16 protein-coding genes are annotated in these 21,731 nt (G+C 44.7%); 12 read left to right on the top strand and 4 right to left on the bottom strand.

Going from position 1 to position 21,731, the window contains the following annotated elements:
• Nucleotides 1-359: 359 nt before the first annotated feature.
• Nucleotides 360-1,520 carry a transposase gene (locus ABFV83_RS13825; RefSeq protein WP_349944603.1) on the bottom strand — a complete coding sequence of 387 codons (1,161 nt, stop codon included), beginning with the start codon at nucleotides 1,518-1,520 and terminating at the stop codon, nucleotides 360-362.
• A 340-nt stretch (nucleotides 1,521-1,860) separates the two neighbouring features.
• Between ABFV83_RS13825 and leuB the strand changes: the two genes are divergently transcribed.
• From leuB to ABFV83_RS13795, 6 genes are read left to right on the top strand one after another with little or no spacing between them, the layout of a single operon-like run.
• Nucleotides 1,861-2,976: a 3-isopropylmalate dehydrogenase gene (gene leuB / locus ABFV83_RS13820; RefSeq protein ID WP_349944601.1), complete on the top strand. Its 1,116-nt coding sequence runs from the start codon at nucleotides 1,861-1,863 to the stop codon at nucleotides 2,974-2,976.
• On the top strand, nucleotides 2,966-4,627 hold the full coding sequence (ilvD, locus tag ABFV83_RS13815; RefSeq protein WP_349944600.1) for a dihydroxy-acid dehydratase: 1,662 nt from the start codon (nucleotides 2,966-2,968) through the stop codon (nucleotides 4,625-4,627). The genes leuB and ilvD overlap by 11 nt, the downstream gene beginning before the upstream one ends.
• Nucleotides 4,628-4,644: 17 nt before the next feature.
• Nucleotides 4,645-6,324 (top strand): biosynthetic-type acetolactate synthase large subunit, encoded by a 1,680-nt coding sequence (gene ilvB / locus ABFV83_RS13810; RefSeq protein WP_349944598.1) that lies wholly within the window; start codon nucleotides 4,645-4,647, stop codon nucleotides 6,322-6,324.
• Between the two features lie 24 nt (nucleotides 6,325-6,348).
• Nucleotides 6,349-7,434 carry a 3-phosphoserine/phosphohydroxythreonine transaminase gene (gene serC, locus ABFV83_RS13805; RefSeq protein WP_349944597.1) on the top strand — a complete coding sequence of 362 codons (1,086 nt, stop codon included), beginning with the start codon at nucleotides 6,349-6,351 and terminating at the stop codon, nucleotides 7,432-7,434.
• Nucleotides 7,435-7,459: 25 nt separating this feature from the next.
• Nucleotides 7,460-8,623, top strand: a complete 1,164-nt coding sequence (locus tag ABFV83_RS13800) for a phosphoglycerate dehydrogenase (RefSeq protein ID WP_349948926.1) — start codon at nucleotides 7,460-7,462, stop codon at nucleotides 8,621-8,623.
• 10 nt (nucleotides 8,624-8,633) lie between these two features.
• Entirely contained in the window at nucleotides 8,634-9,872 is a 1,239-nt protein-coding gene (locus ABFV83_RS13795) for a DUF1015 family protein (protein ID WP_349944596.1), read from the top strand.
• 27 nt (nucleotides 9,873-9,899) lie between these two features.
• Here the strand turns inward: ABFV83_RS13795 and ABFV83_RS13790 are convergent, their stop codons facing one another.
• Nucleotides 9,900-10,916, bottom strand: coding sequence for a helix-turn-helix transcriptional regulator (locus tag ABFV83_RS13790; protein ID WP_349944594.1), 1,017 nt, complete (start codon nucleotides 10,914-10,916; stop codon nucleotides 9,900-9,902).
• Between the two features lie 361 nt (nucleotides 10,917-11,277).
• Here ABFV83_RS13790 and arcC point away from each other — a divergent pair, with 361 nt between their 5' ends.
• Genes arcC through aguA form a run of 4 tightly spaced genes read left to right on the top strand, consistent with a single transcriptional unit; the run spans nucleotide 11,278 to nucleotide 15,777 of the window.
• Complete coding sequence (gene arcC / locus ABFV83_RS13785; protein WP_349944592.1) at nucleotides 11,278-12,222, top strand: carbamate kinase; 945 nt, start codon at nucleotides 11,278-11,280, stop codon at nucleotides 12,220-12,222.
• Nucleotides 12,223-12,256: 34 nt separating this feature from the next.
• Nucleotides 12,257-13,285: a putrescine carbamoyltransferase gene (gene ptcA / locus ABFV83_RS13780; RefSeq protein WP_349944590.1), complete on the top strand. Its 1,029-nt coding sequence runs from the start codon at nucleotides 12,257-12,259 to the stop codon at nucleotides 13,283-13,285.
• 10 nt (nucleotides 13,286-13,295) lie between these two features.
• Entirely contained in the window at nucleotides 13,296-14,657 is a 1,362-nt protein-coding gene (locus tag ABFV83_RS13775; protein WP_349944589.1) for an APC family permease, read from the top strand.
• Between the two features lie 19 nt (nucleotides 14,658-14,676).
• Nucleotides 14,677-15,777: an agmatine deiminase gene (gene aguA / locus ABFV83_RS13770; RefSeq protein WP_349944587.1), complete on the top strand. Its 1,101-nt coding sequence runs from the start codon at nucleotides 14,677-14,679 to the stop codon at nucleotides 15,775-15,777.
• A gap of 79 nt (nucleotides 15,778-15,856) precedes the next feature.
• On the opposite strand, the gene ABFV83_RS13765 is transcribed toward aguA, so the two are convergent.
• Entirely contained in the window at nucleotides 15,857-17,023 is a 1,167-nt protein-coding gene (locus tag ABFV83_RS13765; RefSeq protein ID WP_349944585.1) for a M23 family metallopeptidase, read from the bottom strand.
• A gap of 303 nt (nucleotides 17,024-17,326) precedes the next feature.
• On the opposite strand from ABFV83_RS13765, the gene ABFV83_RS13760 reads away from it, so the two are divergent.
• Nucleotides 17,327-18,514, top strand: coding sequence for an iron-containing alcohol dehydrogenase (locus ABFV83_RS13760; protein WP_349944583.1), 1,188 nt, complete (start codon nucleotides 17,327-17,329; stop codon nucleotides 18,512-18,514).
• Nucleotides 18,515-18,805: 291 nt separating this feature from the next.
• Here ABFV83_RS13760 and ABFV83_RS13755 read toward each other — a convergent pair whose 3' ends face one another.
• Nucleotides 18,806-19,102 carry a hypothetical protein gene (locus tag ABFV83_RS13755; RefSeq protein ID WP_349944582.1) on the bottom strand — a complete coding sequence of 99 codons (297 nt, stop codon included), beginning with the start codon at nucleotides 19,100-19,102 and terminating at the stop codon, nucleotides 18,806-18,808.
• A 244-nt stretch (nucleotides 19,103-19,346) separates the two neighbouring features.
• On the opposite strand from ABFV83_RS13755, the gene ABFV83_RS13750 reads away from it, so the two are divergent.
• Nucleotides 19,347-21,632: a helix-turn-helix domain-containing protein gene (locus tag ABFV83_RS13750; protein WP_349944580.1), complete on the top strand. Its 2,286-nt coding sequence runs from the start codon at nucleotides 19,347-19,349 to the stop codon at nucleotides 21,630-21,632.
• Nucleotides 21,633-21,731 lie beyond the last annotated feature (99 nt).

Below are 21,731 nucleotides of genomic sequence, written 5' to 3'. Positions count from 1 at the left end.
TAAGTATCATAATTTATCTTTGTTGGGCACCCTTAAATGGCTGTTCAAAATTATATTACATACGGTAAACTATAAAAATAGGCTAATTTCTTTATTAAATGTATTCAGTTTGAATACAATGTTTGCTGGCATATTGATGCGGCAAATTCTATGAGAGGGGGATTAGCTTTTTTTGTTTTGTGTGGTAATTATGGCTGATGTATTAATATATCGGCCTTTTTTACTTTATAGGAAATTCCACAAATAGTCAAAAATAGTGTATAATAGTATTGAAATAAAAAATAGCATAGCAAAAGAGCGAAGGAGGGCTTCGCCATGACGTTGCTTATGAGGTTTTTTGTTTTGTTGGTTTGACTGCACTATTTGACTATAAAGGAAGAATTACAGATATGGATATATCCATATCCCATGACCTTTCGATATCGTTCAAATAGTGCAGTTTTTTTGTGGTAAACTTCTAAAACCAACATAGAAGAGCCACATTTCTGACAGCGAAGTGGGTCATATCCAAAAGTTAAAAGGATAGAATTACGCCAGTCTAAATGTTGTAAGAGAAAATTTCGTTTTTCCGGAGAAAGACACTTACGAAGATTTTTCTCTTGTTTGTGGTGTTTGGCATAAATGCCATAATAGCGAAGCATTTTAAAATGCTTCTCCGGGATATGAATGATAAGCCGTTTGATAAAATCTAAGGCAGGTATACGCTCAATGATGGTTTTGTTATCTTCATGCCGTGTGTAATGAAAAGTAACGAAATCCCCATCATAGTCATCAATTCGGGAACTGGCAATGACAGGCCGCCCAAGGTAACGACTGATGTATTTAATTGTGATATCCGGAGTGCAAAGGTTTGGTATGGCCCGAACATAAAAGCCATCTTCATGCTTTTTATAAATGGAATTTTTGATTTTGTTGAAAGAAGGCCCGAGTCGTTTGGAAAGCTGTTCGAGGAGGACTTTACGGAAAGCATTACGAAGAAAGTTATAATCAAAGTGCTTAACAGTTCTCCATGGAGTAAAGTTGCCAGCACCCCCTTCAGAAATAAGGGAGTGGATATGAGGATTCCATTTGAGATCCCTGCCGAAGGTATGAAGGACGCAGATGAAACCAGGAGTAAAGCGTTCAGTCTTATTCATCTTGAAAAACATACGAAGAACAACATCACGGACAGAATGAAAGAGGCAGCTCAAAAGAGAACGGTCATTTAAGAAGTAAAAACGAAGCTCTTCGGGAATGGTAAAAACGCAATGCCTGTGAGCATAAGAAATGAGTTTAGAGGACATGTGAAGAGAGCGAAACTGATTGTATTTATTGCCACAAGAAGGGCAGAAGCGGCTTTTGCAGCGAAACGGAACAAATTTGAGGTCACCACAAAGAGGGCAGCCAAACATAGCGCCACCTTTGGAGGGATCCCCACAGTCAATCAGTCGTTCTACATTCTCAACAACAGAGCGCCTGGGACGAAGATCATAAATGATGTGTTCATAATAGTCAGAAAAAATGGTTTGTAAGATATTCATAAAAGAATTTTACAATAAAGTAGCACAAAGAAAAACCCCAAACCCCTCATGAGTGAGGGGCAGGGGAGCTGAGAGTGTCGAAGACACTTTTTTACTTATAACTTAAATTCATAGTATCAATTCCAATCTTATATATTCTTTTCCTGAAAATTATTTTATTTTAGTTGAAAAATCCCGATAAATGTTCTATTATGAGAAGAAATATATTATCAAAAGCAAAAAACGCCTTCGATAATCGGATGGACGGCAGTAAAAAGCACTGCCTTTTATCAGAAATCTGAAAAGCGATTTCTGATAAGTTATATTAGCAAAGTACAGTGGCATAGAGGGAGAGGAAGAGATGAATTACAACATTGCAGTGATTCCCGGCGACGGGATCGGGCCTGAAATTATTGGAGAAGCGAGAAAGGTCCTTGATAAAGTGGGAAGTGTATTTGGTCATGATTTCCAGTATACCGAAGTATTGATGGGCGGCATTTCCATTGATACATATGGCGTTCCCTTAACAGATGAAGCCCTTGAAACAGCAAAAAACAGTGATTCCGTTCTCCTTGGGGCAGTTGGCGGAGATGTAGGAAATTCAAGATGGTACGATGTGGCACCGAATCTGAGACCTGAAGCGGGGCTGTTAGCTATCCGTAAGGGTCTTAATTTATTTGCCAATATCCGCCCTGCCTATCTGTATAAAGAGCTGTCTGATGCCTGTCCTTTAAAAAAGGAGATTATCGGAGATGGGTTTGACATGGTCATCATGAGAGAACTGACCGGAGGCCTGTATTTTGGGGAGAGGTATACCAAAGAGGTGGATGGCGTTATGACTGCCGTGGATACCCTTACCTATAATGAGAATGAGATAAGAAGAATCGCCGTTAAGGCTTTTGATATTGCCATGAAACGCCGGAAAAAAGTGACCAGCGTGGATAAGGCAAATGTGCTGGATTCCTCCAGGCTTTGGAGAAATGTGGTGGAAGAGGTGGCAAAGGATTATCCTGAGGTGACGTTAACCCATATGCTGGTGGATAACTGTGCCATGCAGCTTGTCATGAACCCGGGACAGTTTGATGTGATCCTGACGGAAAATATGTTCGGGGATATTTTATCCGATGAAGCCAGCATGATCACAGGCTCCATTGGAATGCTTTCCTCGGCCAGCATGAATGAAAGCAAGTTTGGAATGTATGAACCAAGTCATGGCTCTGCCCCGGATATTGCGGGTAAAAATATTGCAAATCCCATTGCAACCGTACTTTCTGCAGCTATGATGCTTCGCTATTCCTTTGATCTGGACAGGGAAGCGGCAGCAGTGGAGGCAGCCGTGGAACAGGTGCTTAAGGAAGGATACCGGACGGCAGACATTTATTCGGAACTGTGTAAAAAAGTCTCAACCGCAGAGATGGGAGATCTGATTGTAGAACGGATTGGAAAAGAAAAGGAGTGTGCAGCACATGAAAAGTGATTCAGTAAAAAAAGGGATGCAGCAGGCGCCTCACCGTTCCCTGTTTAACGCGCTGGGAATGACAGAGGAAGAGATGGAAAGACCTCTGATCGGTATAGTCAGTTCTTATAATGAAATCGTACCAGGCCATATGAACCTGGACAAAATAGTGGATGCCGTTAAAATGGGAGTAGCCATGGCAGGCGGTACACCGGTGATGGTTCCGGCCATTGCGGTATGTGATGGAATTGCCATGGGACACATTGGCATGAAGTACTCCCTGGTCACCAGGGACCTGGTTGCAGATTCCACAGAATGCCTTGCCAGAGCCCATGCCTTTGACGCCCTGGTCATGGTACCCAACTGTGATAAGAATGTTCCTGGACTTTTAATGGCAGCAGCCCGCATTAACATACCCACAGTGTTCGTCAGTGGCGGACCAATGTTAGCTGGACGTGTGCAAGGCCATAAAACCAGTCTTTCCAGCATGTTTGAAGCGGTGGGAGCTTATACCGCAGGAAACATGAACGAAGAGGATGTGAGGGAATATGAGCAGAAGGCGTGCCCTACCTGCGGCTCCTGCTCCGGTATGTATACGGCAAACAGCATGAACTGTCTGACCGAGGTCCTGGGAATGGGACTGAAAGGCAACGGAACCATCCCGGCAGTCTATTCGGAACGCCTTAAGCTGGCAAAGCACGGGGGAATGGCTGTCATGGAGATGCTTAAGAAGAACATCTGCCCCCGTGACATCATGACGGAAAAAGCCTTTTGCAATGCCCTGACCATGGATATGGCTCTGGGCTGCAGCACCAACAGCATGCTTCACCTTCCGGCCATTGCCCATGAGGCCGGTGTAGATTTAAATCTGGAAATCGCAAATGCCATCAGTGCAAGGACTCCTAACCTTTGCCATCTGGCTCCGGCAGGACCTACTTATATGGAAGATTTAAATGAAGCAGGCGGTATTTACGCTGTTATGAACGAGGTCAGTAAGCTGGGGCTTCTGGAATTAGACTGTATGACTGTAACCGGAAGAACGGTTGGAGAGAATATAAAGAACTGTGTAAATAAGAACCCTGAAGTGATCCGGCCAGTTGAAAATCCCTACAGCCAGACCGGCGGCATTGCCATATTAAAGGGAAACCTGGCTCCTGACTCTGCAGTGGTAAAGCGCTCTGCCGTAGCGCCTGAGATGTTAAAGCATGAAGGTCCGGCAAGAGTGTTTGACTGTGAGGAGGATGCCATAACAGCGATTAAGGGCGGAAAGATCGTAGCAGGGGATGTGGTTGTTATCCGCTATGAAGGTCCCAAGGGAGGCCCGGGCATGAGGGAGATGTTAAATCCCACCTCAGCCATTGCAGGCATGGGGCTCGGTTCCACGGTGGCCCTCATTACCGACGGCCGGTTCAGCGGCGCTTCCAGAGGAGCCTCCATTGGGCATGCATGTCCGGAGGCGGCGGTGGGAGGTCCCATTGCCCTGGTGGAAGAGGGAGACATCATTTCCATTGATATTGATAACCACCGGTTAGATGTGAAGGTATCTGATGAAGAAATGGCAAGAAGAAAGGCTGATTGGAAGCCAAGGAAACCTCAGGTGACCACAGGATACCTGGCCCGCTATGCGGCCATGGCAGCCCCGGCAAGCCGGGGAGCAATTCTCGAAATATAAGACAAAAGGAGCGGCCTATGAAAACATTGACAGGAGCAGAAATTGTGATCGAATGCCTGAAAGAGCAGGGAGTGGATACTGTTTTTGGTTATCCGGGCGGTACGATCCTGAATATATACGATGCCCTTTATAAGCACCAGGATGAGATAACCCATATCCTGACCTCCCATGAACAGGGGGCAGCCCATGCTGCGGACGGATATGCAAGAGCCACAGGCAAGACCGGCGTATGTCTTGCCACCTCAGGACCTGGAGCAACCAACCTGGTGACCGGAATTGCAACCGCCTTTATGGATTCCATCCCAATGGTGGCCATTACCTGCAACGTGGCGGTGAACCTCCTTGGACGGGACAGCTTCCAGGAGATCGATATTGCCGGTGTGACCATGCCCATCACAAAATATAATTTTATCGTTAAAGATATAACAAAACTGGCAGACACCATCCGCAGGGCATTCCGCATCGCTCAGACCGGAAGACCGGGCCCTGTGCTGGTGGATATTACAAAGGATGTAACTGCCGGCACCTTTGAATATGAATATCAGTCTCCGGAGCCGATTAAAAGGCAGGAGGATACCATAACCGAGGAGGATTTAGAGACAGCGCTGCATTTGATCCGGAAATCCCAGAAGCCGTATATTTTCGTAGGAGGAGGTGCGGTTGCAGCCAATGCTTCGGAAGAGCTTTCTTCCTTTGCCCACAAGATCCAGGCCCCGGTGGCAGACAGTCTTATGGGAAAAGGAGCCTTTAATGGAACCGATGAATTATATACCGGAATGGTAGGGATGCACGGGACCAAGACCTCTAATTTCGGAATTACGGAATGCGACTTATTGATCGTAGTGGGCGCCCGGTTCAGTGACCGGGTGACCGGAAATGCCGCCAAGTTCGCCAGAAGGGCGAGGATTCTTCAGTTTGATGTGGACCCGGCGGAGATCAATAAGAATGTCAAGACCTATGCCAGCGTGGTGGGTGATGTAAAAGTGATCTTAAAAAAGCTCAATGCCCGTTTAGATCCCATCAACCATGAAGAGTGGCTGGCACATATCGACCGGTTGAAAGATATGTATCCCATGCGCTTTGATAAAAGCACTCTGACCGGTCCCTATGTTATTGAAAAGATTTATGAGATCACACAGGGAGACGCCATCATCACAACAGAGGTAGGCCAGCATCAGATGTGGGCTGCTCAGTTTTACCAGTATAAATACCCCAGAAGTTTTTTATCCTCCGGCGGTCTTGGAACCATGGGCTACGGCCTGGGGGCTTCCCTGGGAGCAAAGCTGGGCTGTAAGGATAAGGTAGTCATTAATGTGGCAGGAGACGGTTGTTTCCGGATGAACATGAATGAGATCGCTACAGCTACCCGTTACAATATCCCCATCATCCAGGTGGTTTTAAACAATCACGTACTGGGCATGGTCCGTCAGTGGCAGACCCTGTTCTATGGAAAGCGGTATTCACATACAGTGCTTAATGACCAGGTGGATTTTGTAAAGGTAGCGGAAGGGCTGGGAGCCAAGGCTTACCGGGTGACCAGTCAGGAGGAATTTGAGCCTGTCCTCAGAGAAGCTATAGAGTTAAACGTTCCTGTTGTTATAGATTGTCAGATTCATTGCGATGACAAGGTATTCCCAATGGTATCCCCGGGAGCGCCCATCCAGGATGCGTTTGACGCAGAAGACCTAAAGATTTAAGACAAAAGTATGAGGAGGAAGATTATGAACAGAGTGTACAATTTTTCCGCAGGACCAGCCGTGTTGCCGGAAGAAGTCTTAAGAGAGGCAGCAGAGGAGATGATGGATTACAGGGGCAGCGGTATGTCTGTCATGGAGATGAGCCACAGGTCTAAGCTGTTCGAGACCATTATCGGTGATGCAGAAGCGGATTTGCGGGATTTATTGAAGATTCCGGACAATTACAAGGTATTGTTTTTGCAGGGCGGTGCCTCCCAGCAGTTTGCTATGGTTCCTATGAACTTATTTAAGAACCGTGTGGGAGATTACATCATTACGGGACAGTGGGCAAAAAAGGCGCACCAGGAAGCAAAGCTTTACGGTACGGCCAATGCGGTTGCCTCAAGCGCCGACAAGACCTTCAGTTATATCCCGGATGTTTCGGATCTGCCCATTTCCGATGATGCGGATTACGTTTATATCTGTGAAAACAACACGATCTACGGTACAAAGTTCAAAGAATTACCAAATACAAAAGGAAAAACACTTGTTGCTGATCTCTCCTCCTGTTTCTTATCGGAACCTGTTGACGTTTCAAAGTACGGCCTGATTTTTGCAGGCGCCCAGAAGAATGTAGGGCCTGCAGGCGTGGTAATCGCCATCATCCGGGAAGACTTGATCACAGAGGATGTGCTTCCGGGAACTCCTACCATGCTCCGTTATAAGACCCATGCCGATGAGAAATCTCTTTATAACACACCGCCGGCTTATGGAATCTACATCTGCGGAAAGGTGTTTAAATGGTTAAAGAAGCGGGGCGGCTTAGAGGGCATGAAAGAATTCAATGAAAAGAAGGCGGCCATTCTTTATGATTACCTGGACCAGAGCCGGATGTTTACCGGTACCGTAGTAAAGAAGGACCGTTCCCTTATGAATGTACCGTTTGTGACCGGAGATGAAGAACTGGATGCACTGTTTGTAAAGGAATCAAAGGCGGCAGGACTTGAAAACCTAAAGGGCCACAGGAGCGTGGGCGGTATGCGGGCCAGCATCTACAACGCCATGCCAATAGAAGGTGTGGAGAAGCTGGTTTCCTTTATGAAGGATTTTGAAGCAAAGCATGGGAAATAACCATACCGGGAGGAGAGGAATCATGATAAAGAAAATTCATTGCCTTAATGGGGTTTCCGCCTGCGGAACCGCATTGCTGACAGAAGATTATACATTAACAGATGACATAAAAGAAGCGGATGGTGTTCTTGTACGAAGCGCTTCCATGCATGAGCTGGAACTTCCTGAGGGCCTTTTGGCCGTTGCAAGAGCAGGAGCAGGAGTCAATAACATTCCTCTGGAAGAGTGTGCTGCAAAGGGAATCGTGGTGTTCAACACCCCTGGAGCCAATGCCAACGGAGTCAAGGAGCTGGTCATAGCAGGCCTTATGATAGCTTCCAGGGATATTGAAGGAGGTATCCGTTGGTGTAAAGATAATAAGGACGATGCAGATATTGCAAAATCTGCGGAAAAAGCCAAAAAAGACTTTGCAGGATGTGAGATCAAGGGAAAGAAGCTGGGCGTTATCGGTCTTGGAGCCATTGGCTCAGAAGTTGCCAATGCCTGCTCTTCCTTGGGGATGGAGGTCTACGGATATGATCCCTTTATTTCCATAAACGCAGCATGGAAGCTTTCCAGAAATATCAAGCACATCACCTCCGTGGATACCATTTTCCAGGAGTGCGATTACATCACTCTTCACCTGCCCTTAATTGATTCCACAAAAGGAATGGTGAATAAGGCTGTCCTTGACCTGATGAAAGACGGCGCTGTGGTCCTGAACTTTTCAAGAGATATCCTGGTAAATGAGGATGATATGACAGAGGCCCTTAAGTCAGGGAAGGTAAAGAAATATGTGACTGATTTCCCTAATTCAAAGTCAGCACATATGGAGGGAGCCATCGTTATCCCTCATTTAGGCGCTTCTACCGAGGAATCCGAGGATAACTGCGCCAAAATGGCGGTAGAGGAGATCATGGATTACATAGATAACGGCAACATCCGCAATTCCGTAAACTTTCCTTCCTGTGATATGGGAGTGTGCAAGGCGGCCAGCCGTATCGCAGTGCTTCACTTAAATATCCCCAACATGATCGGACAGATTACGGGAACGCTGGCAGCAGGGGATGTGAACATCTCCGATATGACCAACAAAAGCCGTGAAAGATACGCTTATACTCTGCTTGATCTGGAAAGCGTTCCGGATGAAGAGAGCATAAAGAAGCTAAATGATATCAAAGGCGTACTCCGGGTAAGGGTGATCAAATAAAGGAGATATTATGGCAAGTGTAAAACCATTTCAATGCGTTAGGCCTGATGAACGGTATGCTGATCAGGTAGCAGCTCTGCCCTATGACGTATACAGCCGTAAGGAGGCCTGCCAGGTAACGGCAGCAAACCCAAGGTCATTTTTAAACATTGACAGACCGGAAACCCAGTTTTCCGATGATGTGGACACCTATGATGACCGTGTGTATGAAAAAGCCGGGGAGATGCTGAAAGGCTGGATCGAGGACGGGACATTTAAAAAAGATTGTCTGGAAGCCTATTATATCTATGAACTGACCATGGATGGAAGGCGTCAGACCGGGATGGTGGCCTGTTCTTCCATTGATGATTACGTAAATGGAGTCATTAAAAAACACGAAAACACCAGAGAAGAAAAGGAAGTGGACCGGATCCGCCATGTGGATACCACAGATGCCCAGACCGGCCCTATTTTCCTGGCCTACCGTTCCAATGAAGCGGTCAATGAAATCGTTAATTTAGTAACAAACACAGAGCCTTTGTATGATTTTGTGGCAGAAGACGGAATCAGCCACAGGGTATGGCGGATCCATGACAAAGAGAAGATCTCCCTGATTGAAGAGGCCTTTCACACGATCCCCTCTACCTATATTGCAGACGGCCACCACAGGGCAGCTTCCGCCGTAAAGGTAGGGCTTAAGAGGCGGATGGAAAATCCGGGATATACAGGGGAAGAGCCCTTTAACTATTTCCTTTCCGTGTTGTTTCCCCATGACCAGCTGATGATCATGCCTTATAACCGGGTGGTAAAGGATTTAAACGGCCTTTCAGAAGATAATTTTCTTAAAAAAGCAGAGCAGTCCTTTGAAGTGGCCTGCATGGGGACCGAAGCCTTCGCACCTCCTGGCAAAGGGTCCTTTGGAATGTACTTGAACAAGAAATGGTACTGCTTAAAGGCTTTAAATTCCTTAAAATCCCAGGATCCGGTAAAGGGGCTTGACGTATCCCTTCTCCAGGATAATCTGCTGGGTCCTGTTTTGGGAATCGGAGATCCCAGAACAGATAAGAGAATTGATTTTATCGGAGGGATCAGAGGTCTTAAAGAGCTGGAAAAACGGTGCAGCCAGGATATGGCGGTGGCATTTTCCATGTACCCCACCTCCATCCAGGAACTGTTTGATGTGGCGGATGCAGGGCTTTTGATGCCCCCTAAATCCACATGGTTCGAACCAAAGCTCCGCAGCGGATTATTTATCCATCTTCTAAAATAAAACACGCCGTCCCCGGTAGACAGAAGCCTATGGGGACGGCGTTTCTTTTTCAGGTTCTTTTTTTAACTGTTCCTCCCGGTAGGCGGCATAGACCTCTAAGAGCTGAGGACGCTTTACAACCTCAATTTTTTGAAAAATGTTGTGAACATGGGTTTTTGCTGTTCCAAGGGAGATGTATAAATCCTGGCTTATTTCCTGGTTGGTTTTATCCATAAGAAGCACCCTCAGTATTTCTCTCTCCCTTGCGGTAAGACGGTAAGCCTCGCTAAAGCGGTACAGAATGCTTTCTTCTATATCAGAGGGCAGATTTCCACGGGTATGGCTGGTCACCTCCGAAACAATGGTATTATTCTTTAATAATATCTTTAAGTAGTACATAAGGTATGCGGCAGAAAATATGGCATAGATAAGGTATAGGATGTCGGAGGTAAAACTCCTGTTATTCATATTAATATAATATTTTGAATAGGTATCAAAGTTAAAGATCACAATGGTATCTTCGGCAATGATGGAGATATTCATGATAATCGTAATGAAAAAAAGTATTTTGCACCACTTATAGAAAGGATCCTGATATTCCTCAGGGTTCTTTTTTATTATCCCGAAACATTCTGCACCTAAATAAGTGTTGTAAAGCTGGCTTGGGAGGAAATAGAGCCATATCTTCCAGGCACTGTTGTCCATGGCAGGTACAAACAGCATGAAAGTCACGTATACCATTAAAATCCCATAATCACGCCGGGTAATTGTTCTGTTTAGCAGCCGCTTGAAAATGGTCAGGCAGCCCAAAGACAAGATGAGATAGATCAATGTCTTGTGAGTCGGAACGATCATGAAAATCCTGTTATAATTCTCTGCAAAATTCCCAAACATTTCTGATGCAAAAATCACAATATCATCTGATAGAACTGCTCCGAATATAATGCCGATCCATAACAGAATCTTTTCCTTCCCATTAAAGAAAAGTGAGAAAGACATAAAAAGGATACCGGAGTAGATCGTAATTAAAACAAGATTGTAAATGAAGATGATTCCTTTTTCCATAGTTTGTCTCCTAATGAATCAAGAGGATATGCTTGCATATCCAGTTGATTCACAAATTCAAGGTTGAAAGATGGTTTTCTTTCAACCTGTCTCCCGCCTTTTGTTCGTCTGCATGTTGTCCATCATCAGTATAGCAAATAAAAAAGTTTTTTCAACTGCAAATTTTTATGAAAAGCCTATTTTTTAGTGCATGTTGCACAAAAGTTTAGGAAAGTTTATGTGGATTAGAGTTAAAAGTGTTATAAATATCTACCCTTTGGTTGCATTCTCAACCGGTGTGAGAACTGCTATTTTCATCTTGTGACGACGCGGCAAAACGCAGATCACAGCAAAACAAAAATCACAAAAGGAGGTTTTACTGATGGCAGAGAAAATAGTCCTTGCCTTAGGCGGAAATGCGCTGCAGTCAGGAAAAGGAGAAGCAACTGCTGACGCACAGCTTGAAGTCGTTCATAAGACTTGCGAGTATATAGCAGAACTAAATGAGCGTGGATATGAGATGTCCATTGTACATGGGAACGGACCTCAGGTAGGAAGAATTTTGCTGGCATCTGAAACTGCAAAAGATGTAACACCGCCTATGCCGTTTGACGTGTGCGGGGCAATGTCCCAGGGTTATATCGGGTATCATCTGCAGCAGGGCCTGAAATATGCGCTCAATAAGAGAAATCAGAACTTTCCTGTTGTCACCATCGCTACCCAGATGATTGTAGAGGAACATGATCCGGCTTTTCATAATCCGACAAAACCCATCGGACCCTTCTATACAAAAGAAGAGGCTCACGCACTGGAAAAGGAAAAGGGATACGTTATGAAAGAAGATGCCGGCCGGGGATACCGCAGAGTGGTAGCATCTCCTATTCCTAAAAAGATTGTGGAGATTGAAGCGGTAAAAGAATTATGGCCAAAGGCAATTGTCATTACCTGCGGAGGAGGCGGAATTCCGGTCATTGAAGATCCAGCCGGCGCTCTCCATGGAACAGCAGCAGTGATTGATAAGGATTTTGCAGCAGAGCTTCTGGCAGAACAGGTGGACGCAGACATCCTGATGATTTTAACGGAAGTGGAAAAGGTGGCAGTCAATTACAACAAGCCGGATCAGAAGAATCTGGATCATCTTAGCCTTATGGAAGCGAACCGGTATTGTGAAGAAGGGCAGTTTGCTCCGGGAAGCATGCTTCCAAAGGTTCAGGCAGCCATGAAGTTTGTAAGGTCCAATCCGTCAAAACGGGCGATCATCACTTCCCTTGATAAAGCGGTTGAAGCCCTGGACGGAAAAACAGGCACCACATTCACATTTAACTGATCAACAATAAAAATTCATATAAGGAGACTTTGCCATGAAAGCAAACGGAATTACACATTTTATTGATACCAACGATTTCACAAAGGAGGAGCTCTTAGACATCATCGAACTGTCCCTGGCAATTAAAAAAAGTATCAAGGCAGGCTATAATCCTCCTCTGTTAAAAGGAAAAACACTGGGAATGATTTTCCAGCAGTCTTCAACAAGAACCCGGGTTTCCTTTGAAACAGCCATGGAACAGCTTGGCGGACATGCCCAGTACTTAGGGCCTGGCATGATCCAGCTCGGCGGACATGAGACCATCGGTGATACAGGAAGAGTGCTTTCCCAGCTGATCGATGTGGTAATGGCCAGGGTCGTCGAACACAACACAGTGGTAGAGTTAGCCAAAGCCTGCACCATCCCCGTATTAAACGGCATGAGTGATTACAATCATCCGACCCAGGAAATCGGCGATCTTTGTACAATCGTAGAGCATCTTCCAAGAGGAAGAAAGCTGGAAGACTGCAAGGTTGTTTTCGTAGGAGATGGAACACAGGTATGTGCTTCTCTTGGCTTTATCACCACAAAGCTTGGCATGCATTTCGTTCATTACGGACCAAAGAACAACCAGCTCGTAGAAGAGCACAAGAAGATCATGGAGGAAAACTGCAGGATTTCCGGCGGTACATGGGAAGTGACCGATAACCGTGACAGCGTAAAGGGAGCGGATTTCATTTACACAGACGTATGGTATGGACTGTATGAAAACGAGACTCCAAAGGAAGAGCGTGTTGCTACATTCAAGGATTACCAGGTAAACAGAGATTTAATGTCTCTTGGAAATATCGGCTGCAAATTCATGCACTGCCTGCCTGCTACCAGAGGGGAAGACGTGACCGATGAAGTCCTTGACAGCGATAGCTCCATTGCATTCTTAGAGGCAGGAAACCGCCTGACAGCAATGAGAGGCCTGCTTGTTTACTTTACACAGTATCAGAGAGATCAGGCGCCAAGTGAGCTTCAGACCGCAGCAGCAAAGGAACAGCTAGAGAAATTCATGGATGATAGAAATATCAGATAGGGGGAGAATTATGTCAGACGCGCCAAAGAAAAAGTTTCGGTTAATTGATGCCATAATGACGGTAATATGCGTTGTATTTGTGGCAGAAGCAGCAAGTCCGGTGGCAGCCATTGGTAATTCCCAGTATTTCTGGTGGATTTTCCTCTTAATAGCATTTTTGCTGCCATATGGCTTGATCTCCTCAGAACTGGGGACAACCTATGAGGGTGACGGTGGATTGTATGACTGGGTGACAAAAGCCTTTGGTAAAAAATGGGGAGGAAGGGTGTCCTGGTACTACTGGATCAACTTTCCGCTTTGGATGGCTTCTTTGGCGCTTATGTTCCCCGAGGTCATTAGTCTTTTGACCGGAGGACAACTGGGATTTTTCCCATCCTTGATCATAGAGCTTGCTTTTGTATGGATCATTGTTTTTATCAGCTTTTATTCGGTTTGTGACAGTACGTGGATCTTAAACGGGGCGGCTGTGATTAAGATCCTCATAGCTTTAATCCTGGGATGCCTTGGTATCTATGGTGCGGTTACTCATGGAGTTGCCAACGAATACACCTTAGCATCCTTGATGCCAAGCTTTAATTTAAACAGCCTGTCCTACATATCAGTTATTTTATTTAACTGCCTTGGATTTGAAGTTGTTTGTACCTTTGCGGATGATATGGAAAATCCCAGGAAGCAGATTCCCCAGGCCATTATTGCAGGAGGTTTTGTCATTGCTGCTATCTATATCTTTATGGCATTCGGAATCGGTGTTGCGATTCCGGCTGATCAGATCAGTACCAGTACCGGATTGGTTGCAAGTGTCCAGCTTTTGACCGGCAGCACCAGAGGAGTCATTGTAACAGTTGTTGCCATTGGTTTTCTGCTTACGCTTTTTGGAAATATGGTTTCCTGGTCCCTGGGAGTAAACAATGTTGCGGCTTATTCAGCAGAGAATGGGGATATGCCGGCGGTATTTAAAATAAGAAGCAAAAAGAATGATATGCCCATTGGCGCCTCCATCATGAATGGTCTGGTAGCCAGCACGGTTTTAATCATCGCTCCCTTAATACCCAATCAGGATCTGTTCTGGTGCTTTTTCGCATTGAATCTGGTTATGTTTTTGCTTTCCTATATACCTGTATTTCCGGCATTCTTAAAGCTTAGAAAGATAGACCCGGATACAGAACGGCCCTTTAGAGTTCCGGGAAGCAATGGCTTTTTAAAGGTTTTAGCAACCGTTCCAATGATACTGATCATCGTTGCGCTGATTTTCACCGCAGTTCCTTTAAGCTTTGATCCGGAGACTCTGGAAGCAGTTCTTCCGATCACCATTGGGGCAGTGATATTCCTCATACTTGGCGAGCTGATTGTAAACAGAAAAAGAGATAAATAAGAAAGAGAAGGGATAAATTATGGCAAATAGAATTGAGAACACAACTCCAAAGCAGGACGGATACCGTATGCCTGCAGAATTTGAAGAGCAGGAACAGATTTGGATGTTATGGCCGGAAAGGCCGGATAACTGGCGAAATGGCGGAAAGCCTGCACAGGCTGTATTTACTGAGGTTGCGAAAGCCATCCTTCAATTTGAGCCGGTTACCGTTTGTGTATCCCCGGCACAATATCAGAACTGCCGCGCTCATCTTCCATCTGAGATCCGGGTGGTTGAAATGACAAGCAATGATTCCTGGATCCGTGACTGCGGACCTACCTTTGTCATCAATGATAAAGGCGGCATCAGAGGCTGCGACTGGACCTTTAATGCATGGGGCGGCCTGGTAGACGGACTTTACTTCCCATGGGATCAGGATGATCTTGTGGCCCATAAGGTATGTGAAATAGAAGGAATCGATTCCTATCGTACCGAAGGCTTTGTTCTGGAAGGCGGTTCCTTCCATGTAGATGGAGAAGGAACCATTATTACAACAGAAATGTGCCTGTTAAGTGAGGGAAGAAATCCTCATATGACAAAAGAGGATATTGAAGGGATGCTTGATGAATACTTAAACTGCCAGAAGGTCATCTGGATTAAGGATGGCATTGATCCCAACGAAACCAATGGACATGTTGACGATGTTGCCCAGTATGTAAAACCAGGAGAGGTTGCCTGCATCTGGACAGAAGATGAAGAGAATCCTTTCTATAAAGAAGCTCAGGCAGCTTATAAAACATTATCCGAAGCAGTAGACGCAAAGGGCCGTAAATTAAAGGTACATAAGCTTTGCCTGACTAAGAAGCCGGTTCTGCTTCACGGCGCAGATGCCATTGATATGGTAGAAGGAACTCTTCCAAGAGAGGATGGCGAGGTCTCCATCGCTTCCTATATGAATTTCCTAGTGGTAAATGGAGGCGTAATCGTTCCCCAGTATGGCGATGAAAACGATGCACTAGCCTTACAGCAGATCCAGGAAATGTACCCGGACCGTAAAGTCGTTGGAGTACGTACTGAAGAGGTTGCATTTGGGGGCGGAAATATTCACTGCATTACCCAGCAGCAGCCAAAAGCTAAATAAAGGAATTCACACACATCTCCTCCAATGTATGCACAGGGGCTGTTGCACTTGCCGCAACAGCCCCTGTGATATTTATGGGTTAATTTTCTTCCTTGGGAGGTTCTGGGGGAATGAAATTTTCAGGGATTCCAGGATCTGTCATATCATAAACCCGGTTATACTCCTTTGTCTCCTGGTTTTTAAGAGTCTCGGAACGGTTCATGGCAAGGAATTTAGTCAGCTCGTAGCAGCTGACCCAGATCTCGTTGTTCCCTTCCTTCTGGGATTCATCAAAAATGAGCTGAAGTCCAAAGTGAAGATGGGGTTCATTGATATTATTGGTATTTTCATTCCGGCTGTACCCGGTACGGCCCAGATAACCGATCACATCTCCTGCTGTAACGATGCTGCCCTGGCTTAAGGATTTATGATAAGGGTAATTCTTTCTTAAATGGGCGTAATAATAATACCGTTTTCCATCAAAGCTGCGGATTCCCAAACGCCATCCACCGTACTGGTTCCAGCCGATGGCCTCCACATAGCCGCTTTCCACTGCAATTACGGGAGTTCCTACCTGCCCCATCATATCATGCCCTAAATGCTGCCGTCTGTAGCCATAAGAGCGCGCGACTCCAAAATCGTCAAAGTCATTATAGGGAAAGCCCTTGGCAATGGGGGAAAAGCCTTTCAGTCCATACTTCTTTACCCAAACCTTATCCGGATCCAGGCTGCCGTCGGGAAGCAGGGCAGGAGTGGCGTAAAGGGGAGCGTTTTCGGAGGGAATCTGAATCTCATATTGGCCTACAAGGCCATCCAAAACAGCACCATAGGCTTCTCTGTAATAGGAATAATAGGTCATTTTTGCAGTCAGCTCTTCCATGGTTTTGCCGGAAAGAAGCTGTTCCGCAAGTCCATCTAAGTCTTTGGTGGAATATCTGGAAAAGTCCCCTCCATACTTGGCGCCTAGATAAGCAAGTAAATCCACCCAGTTTAGATGAGGTTCAGACTGACAGGTGTTGACGTCATAACGGAAGGCCTCCTGCATGGCCTTTGAGGTCACATCAAAATCCACCCATTTAATGAATTTTTTTGCTTCTGAGGGACTGGCGTCTTTGCCCTGATTTACAACCGGAAATGAGAGCTTCCCGCCTGGGGATATGAAAAACAAGGAGACCAGAAGAAATGTCAGAATGATGACTTCTATGTAAATAATGATATGGTGTCTGGATACATTGGAAAGTTTAATATTTTTTTTAAATAAGTTCATAAGCGTTCTCCTTGTCATTCCATGGCATGATTTACTTAATAAAGGCAAGCCAGGCCCGGTCTGAATGCAGCAGATCAGCCGTTCGATGAGCCGCCAGGTGGGTCGAACTTCTTACATATGAAAAAGGAAAGCAGATTACTAGGGCTTTCCTATATAAGATATGCAAAGACATTAAAAAATATGAAGGGAAACAGGGGGGAGAATCTATATTGGAAAAAATAATTGTTCGTGGTATAATCCCTATTAAGAATATAAATGATGCGGAAGATGAGGACTTAGACCGCAGCGGAAAGTGAGGCTGGAATGAATAATTTCGAGTATTGTGTACCTACAAGGGTGATATTCGGCCGTGATGCCCATAAAAAGGCAGGAGCCATTATTTCTGAATATGGATTCCGTAAGATCATGATTCATTATGGAGGAGGAAGCGTTAAGAAAAGCGGCCTGCTTGGACTGGTGGAAGAATCCTTAAGAGAGCATGGAATAGAGTATGTTCTTTTCGGCGGAGTACAGCCAAATCCGGTTTTATCCCTGGCAAAAGAAGGCATGGAACTATGCAGAAGGGAACATGTGGAGTTTATCCTGGCAGTTGGAGGCGGAAGTGTCATTGATTCGGCCAAGTGCATTGCTGACGGAACACCAAATCCGGAAATTGATCCATGGAAATTCTTTTTAAAGGAAAAGGTTCCAGTAAAAGCCCTTCCCCACGGCAACATTCTTACCCTGTCCGCTTCAGGAAGTGAGACAAGCTTATCCTGCGTTATCACAAATGAAGAGGGGGATTTAAAACGAGGGTTCAACAGCCCGACTCATCGCCCTTTGTTTGCCATCTGCAATCCGGAGCTTACTTTTTCGGTTAACAAATTTCAGACCGGATGCGGGACCGTGGACATTATGATGCACACCCTGGAACGGTATCTGGGAGGGACCACAAAGGATACGCCTTTGACCGACCGGATCGCAGAAGGTCTTTTGACCTCTGTTATGGAAGCGGGAGCCGTGGCGGACAAAAATCCGGAAGATTATGAGGCCCGTGCCACTCTTATGTGGGCAGGCAGCCTTTCCCATAATGAGCTTACCGGTCTGGGAAGGGAGTTTATGATGCAGGTTCACCAACTGGAGCACGAACTGTCCGGGAGGTATCCGGTTATTGCTCATGGCGCCGGACTGTCTGCCCTGTTCTGTTCCTGGGCCAGGTACGTATGCGAAACCGATCCCATGCGTTTTGCCCAGCTGGCTGTCCGGGTAATGAATGTAGAAATGAACTTTGAAGAACCTTTAAAAACAGCTCTTAATGGGATCAAAAGACTGGAAGAATTTTTTAAGAGCCTTGGAATGCCTGTCAGCTTAAGAGAATTGAATGCGGGGATAAAGGAAACGGATTTGGAAGTTTTGGCGGATAAATGCTCCTTTTACGGAACCAGAACCTTGCCTGGAATCCGGTCACTGGGGAAACCGGAGATGATTGATGTGTACCGGCTGGCGTTTTAGGACGTTAAGCAGCGTAGAAGCGGCCTGCCTTGATCAGATCAAAACGATATTAATAAAGAATACCGTTTAGATGATGATCAGGCAGGCCGCTTATTTGTTTCCCCATGATCTTTAATGAAAGAAAATCGGGGCAGGATAACATCCAATCTCCGATCTTGGTTTTGGCTTTATAGCTTGTGTTTTTGCAACTTTTCAAATATGGTCTTATATATCTCATAAAATCACCTTACCTTTCTGTTTCGCAGCGAGGTAAAGGGGATATAATATCCTGATATTTTCTGCGGGCCTTCACTAACATTTATAACAACCCATTTTGCATATATTCGTTACGATCGCCTTTGCTTCCTTCTTTTCCCCTTCTTTGCAAAAGGGTTTGAAAATGGATACCATGGTTATGGCATTTTGCGGGGGACGGGTCATCATGAAGGAATTGCAGATAAAGCGGAAGTTGGTTCCCCTGGCTTCCTGAGTGGCTACCAGGTAGGGCTTATAGGTTGCACCCCGTAATTCCCTGGTGGCTTCAAAGAAGATGGCCAGGTCCTTACAGTTTACATCGCGGTAGGGGGTAAAATTGCATGGGCAGCACATATAAGAAACTCCTTTGCCTTTTCTATTGTTATATCATATGCGGCTTCGGGGACGAGCGTGAGTCACTTTCATCATTTGCTTTCGATAATGAAGAAATGGTTGCCATATAGTTATGATATGGTGACTTGTTTTTTTGCGGAACTTGACCTGATGGCACAAGAAAAAATGACCAAAACATCTGTGTTTCGTATAGATTTATGCTAAAATACACCATAAGAAGATACGATTAAAGGAAGAAGAAGGTATGAAAAATAAGGGTAAGGCTTATCGAAAGCTGTATTTATCTTACGGTTTCATTTTTTTAATCCCAATTATCATGGGAATCTTGTTTTATTTTTATGCTTATTATATAGCAAAGGAACAGGCGGATGCCTCTAACCAAAGTTTGATTCAGACTGTGAAAAACACCTGTGACAGAGAGCTGGAATACTATGAGAATATTTTGACACAATTGGCTCTTAACAAGAATGTGCAGCAGTTGTCTGTGGTGAAGGAGGAATTTCGGCCTGAAGATTTTTACCAGCTTTATAGGACTCAGAATGAAATTATGGATATTAAGGTAACGATCAATAAAGGCGGCGATTACTGCAAAGATATCATGGTTTATTTTAAGAACTGTGACAAAGTGGTTTCTTCTTTAGGAAACATGGACTTTTCCATGTACAGTGATCTTTATTGTTTTGGGGAGGAAGATAAAAAATCATCTAAAATCTTGAGAAAACATCTGTCTGAATATCATTTTCGTGATACGATCCAAATGAATACCAAATGGACTCAGGGAAGACCCACCCTTCTTTTGACAATGAATAACTTAAAAGGGGAATTTGGAGAATCCTCCGCTATGGTCGGAATCTGGCTGGATATGGATGCCTTGAACAGCAGTATTGAAATGGCTTCCTGGGAGTCAGGTTTAGATTGGCTGATCATAAACGAAGAAAATCAGATTATGAACCGGTCTGAAGATTATTCAAGCATTGAAATCCCATATGACCAGCTGTATCAGGATGGGGATCAGAAAATAACGTGGAATGGGCAAAATTATATTATACGCACCGTATTTTCCCATGTGTTTAGCTGGAAATACGTTCTGTTGATGCCTGAGAGAATGATAACCGGCTCAGCAGGAAAAATGCAGAATATTTTTGTTATTGGCATATTTATCTGTCTGTTTACCGGTTTCTGGGCTTCCTCCAAGATGATGAAAATTAACTACAATCCCCTGAAGGTTTTAATGGAGGTGTTCCGGAAGCACGATGATGGTCAGGAGGTATTTGTTGATAATGAATATTTGTATCTGGAGGAAAAGACCATTTCACTGCTGGCAGAAAGGTCGGATTTTAAACAGATGGTGAGCAGAAGCCAGGAAGTGGTAAAGCAGTATTATTTAATGGATTTGATGGTAAATTCCTATGAACAGAGTAAAGATACACCGGATCGGGAAGCAATTGTTAAGAAGTTCCGGGAAGAAAGCAACCTTGTACTGCTTTTTACCATAAAGGACGATTCCCCTCGGGAGGAAAACCAGGAAGAATACATACAAATAAACAGTCTGAGAAAGTTTATTGTTGGAAATGTGTTCGGCGAAGGAATTGCAGGCAGTTTTAGTCAGGAAAAGGTGGAGCTGGGCGATACCGTTGCAATGATTGCCAACATTCCTGATACTGCTGCAGGATATGATGAAAGGTCAGAAGAAATCATAGATGCAATGCAGAAATATATTTATGAGAATTTTGGATTCATGGCGGTTGTATTGGCAGGAGAAGCTCATAAGGGATTGGAGGGAATTCATTTATCTTATATGGAAGCAAGGGAAGCAGAGGAATTTGTGGCTGTTCTGGATCCTGAATATATCAGCTACCGGGATATTAAAAACAGTTCCCATAAAAAATACGATTATCCAACCAATCAGGAACTGCGGATTATTGCAGCAATCAAGGACCGTAACAGCACATTGGCTTCTTCCTATATTAACAAAATTCTGGATGTCAATTATCTGGACAACAAGGCGTCTCTGGCTATGTTAAAATGCCTTCTGTATGATTTAATGGGAACAATTATGAAAGGGGCACAGGAGGTAGAGGAGGTTTCTGATGAAGATTTAGGATTAAAGGGTATTTCCGTGAAAATGCCTCTTGAGAAAATCAAGGAAACCTTTAGAGAAGCAGTTGAGAAATTGTGTAAATCCCCTGATAATTCCAGAGAATACGGACAAAACCAACAATTATGTGAAAAGATACAGAAGTATATTCAGGAGAATTTCAGCGACCCTGACTTAAATATTTCTCAGACAGGACTGCATTTTCATATGACCCCTGCTTATCTTTCCTCCATTTATAAAAAACACACAGGCGAAAGTCTCCTAAAGGTCATCAATCAAAAGCGGATCGATGAAGCAGAGAAACTTTTGGCAGAGGGAATTAATGTGGTCGAGGTAGCTGAGAGAGTAGGTTTTCGGGACAGCTCCACATTTATCAGAACCTTTAAGAAATTTACAGGAGCAACGCCTGGGCAATTAAAGAGCGGGCGGTAGGGATTCGATAAATTGTATATGAATTTTAGTTTTAGTCAAAAAAGGTTGACGGAATCATGTGATTTTGTCAACCTTTTTTAATATTTGAATATATAAAAT

The sequence above is a fragment of the Lacrimispora sp. BS-2 genome, assembly GCF_040207125.1.
Classification (GTDB): domain Bacteria; phylum Bacillota; class Clostridia; order Lachnospirales; family Lachnospiraceae; genus Lacrimispora.
This window is presented reverse-complemented; position numbering and strand designations above follow the sequence as displayed.

Coding starts and splice junctions, on each gene's coding strand:
- ABFV83_RS13825 (WP_349944603.1), bottom strand. CDS start 1,520: ATGAATATCTTACAAACCATTTTTTCTGACTATTATGAACACATCATT.
- leuB (WP_349944601.1), top strand. CDS start 1,861: ATGAATTACAACATTGCAGTGATTCCCGGCGACGGGATCGGGCCTGAA.
- ilvD (WP_349944600.1), top strand. CDS start 2,966: ATGAAAAGTGATTCAGTAAAAAAAGGGATGCAGCAGGCGCCTCACCGT.
- ilvB (WP_349944598.1), top strand. CDS start 4,645: ATGAAAACATTGACAGGAGCAGAAATTGTGATCGAATGCCTGAAAGAG.
- serC (WP_349944597.1), top strand. CDS start 6,349: ATGAACAGAGTGTACAATTTTTCCGCAGGACCAGCCGTGTTGCCGGAA.
- ABFV83_RS13795 (WP_349944596.1), top strand. CDS start 8,634: ATGGCAAGTGTAAAACCATTTCAATGCGTTAGGCCTGATGAACGGTAT.
- ABFV83_RS13790 (WP_349944594.1), bottom strand. CDS start 10,916: ATGGAAAAAGGAATCATCTTCATTTACAATCTTGTTTTAATTACGATC.
- arcC (WP_349944592.1), top strand. CDS start 11,278: ATGGCAGAGAAAATAGTCCTTGCCTTAGGCGGAAATGCGCTGCAGTCA.
- ptcA (WP_349944590.1), top strand. CDS start 12,257: ATGAAAGCAAACGGAATTACACATTTTATTGATACCAACGATTTCACA.
- ABFV83_RS13775 (WP_349944589.1), top strand. CDS start 13,296: ATGTCAGACGCGCCAAAGAAAAAGTTTCGGTTAATTGATGCCATAATG.
- aguA (WP_349944587.1), top strand. CDS start 14,677: ATGGCAAATAGAATTGAGAACACAACTCCAAAGCAGGACGGATACCGT.
- ABFV83_RS13765 (WP_349944585.1), bottom strand. CDS start 17,023: ATGAACTTATTTAAAAAAAATATTAAACTTTCCAATGTATCCAGACAC.
- ABFV83_RS13760 (WP_349944583.1), top strand. CDS start 17,327: ATGAATAATTTCGAGTATTGTGTACCTACAAGGGTGATATTCGGCCGT.
- ABFV83_RS13755 (WP_349944582.1), bottom strand. CDS start 19,102: ATGTGCTGCCCATGCAATTTTACCCCCTACCGCGATGTAAACTGTAAG.
- ABFV83_RS13750 (WP_349944580.1), top strand. CDS start 19,347: ATGAAAAATAAGGGTAAGGCTTATCGAAAGCTGTATTTATCTTACGGT.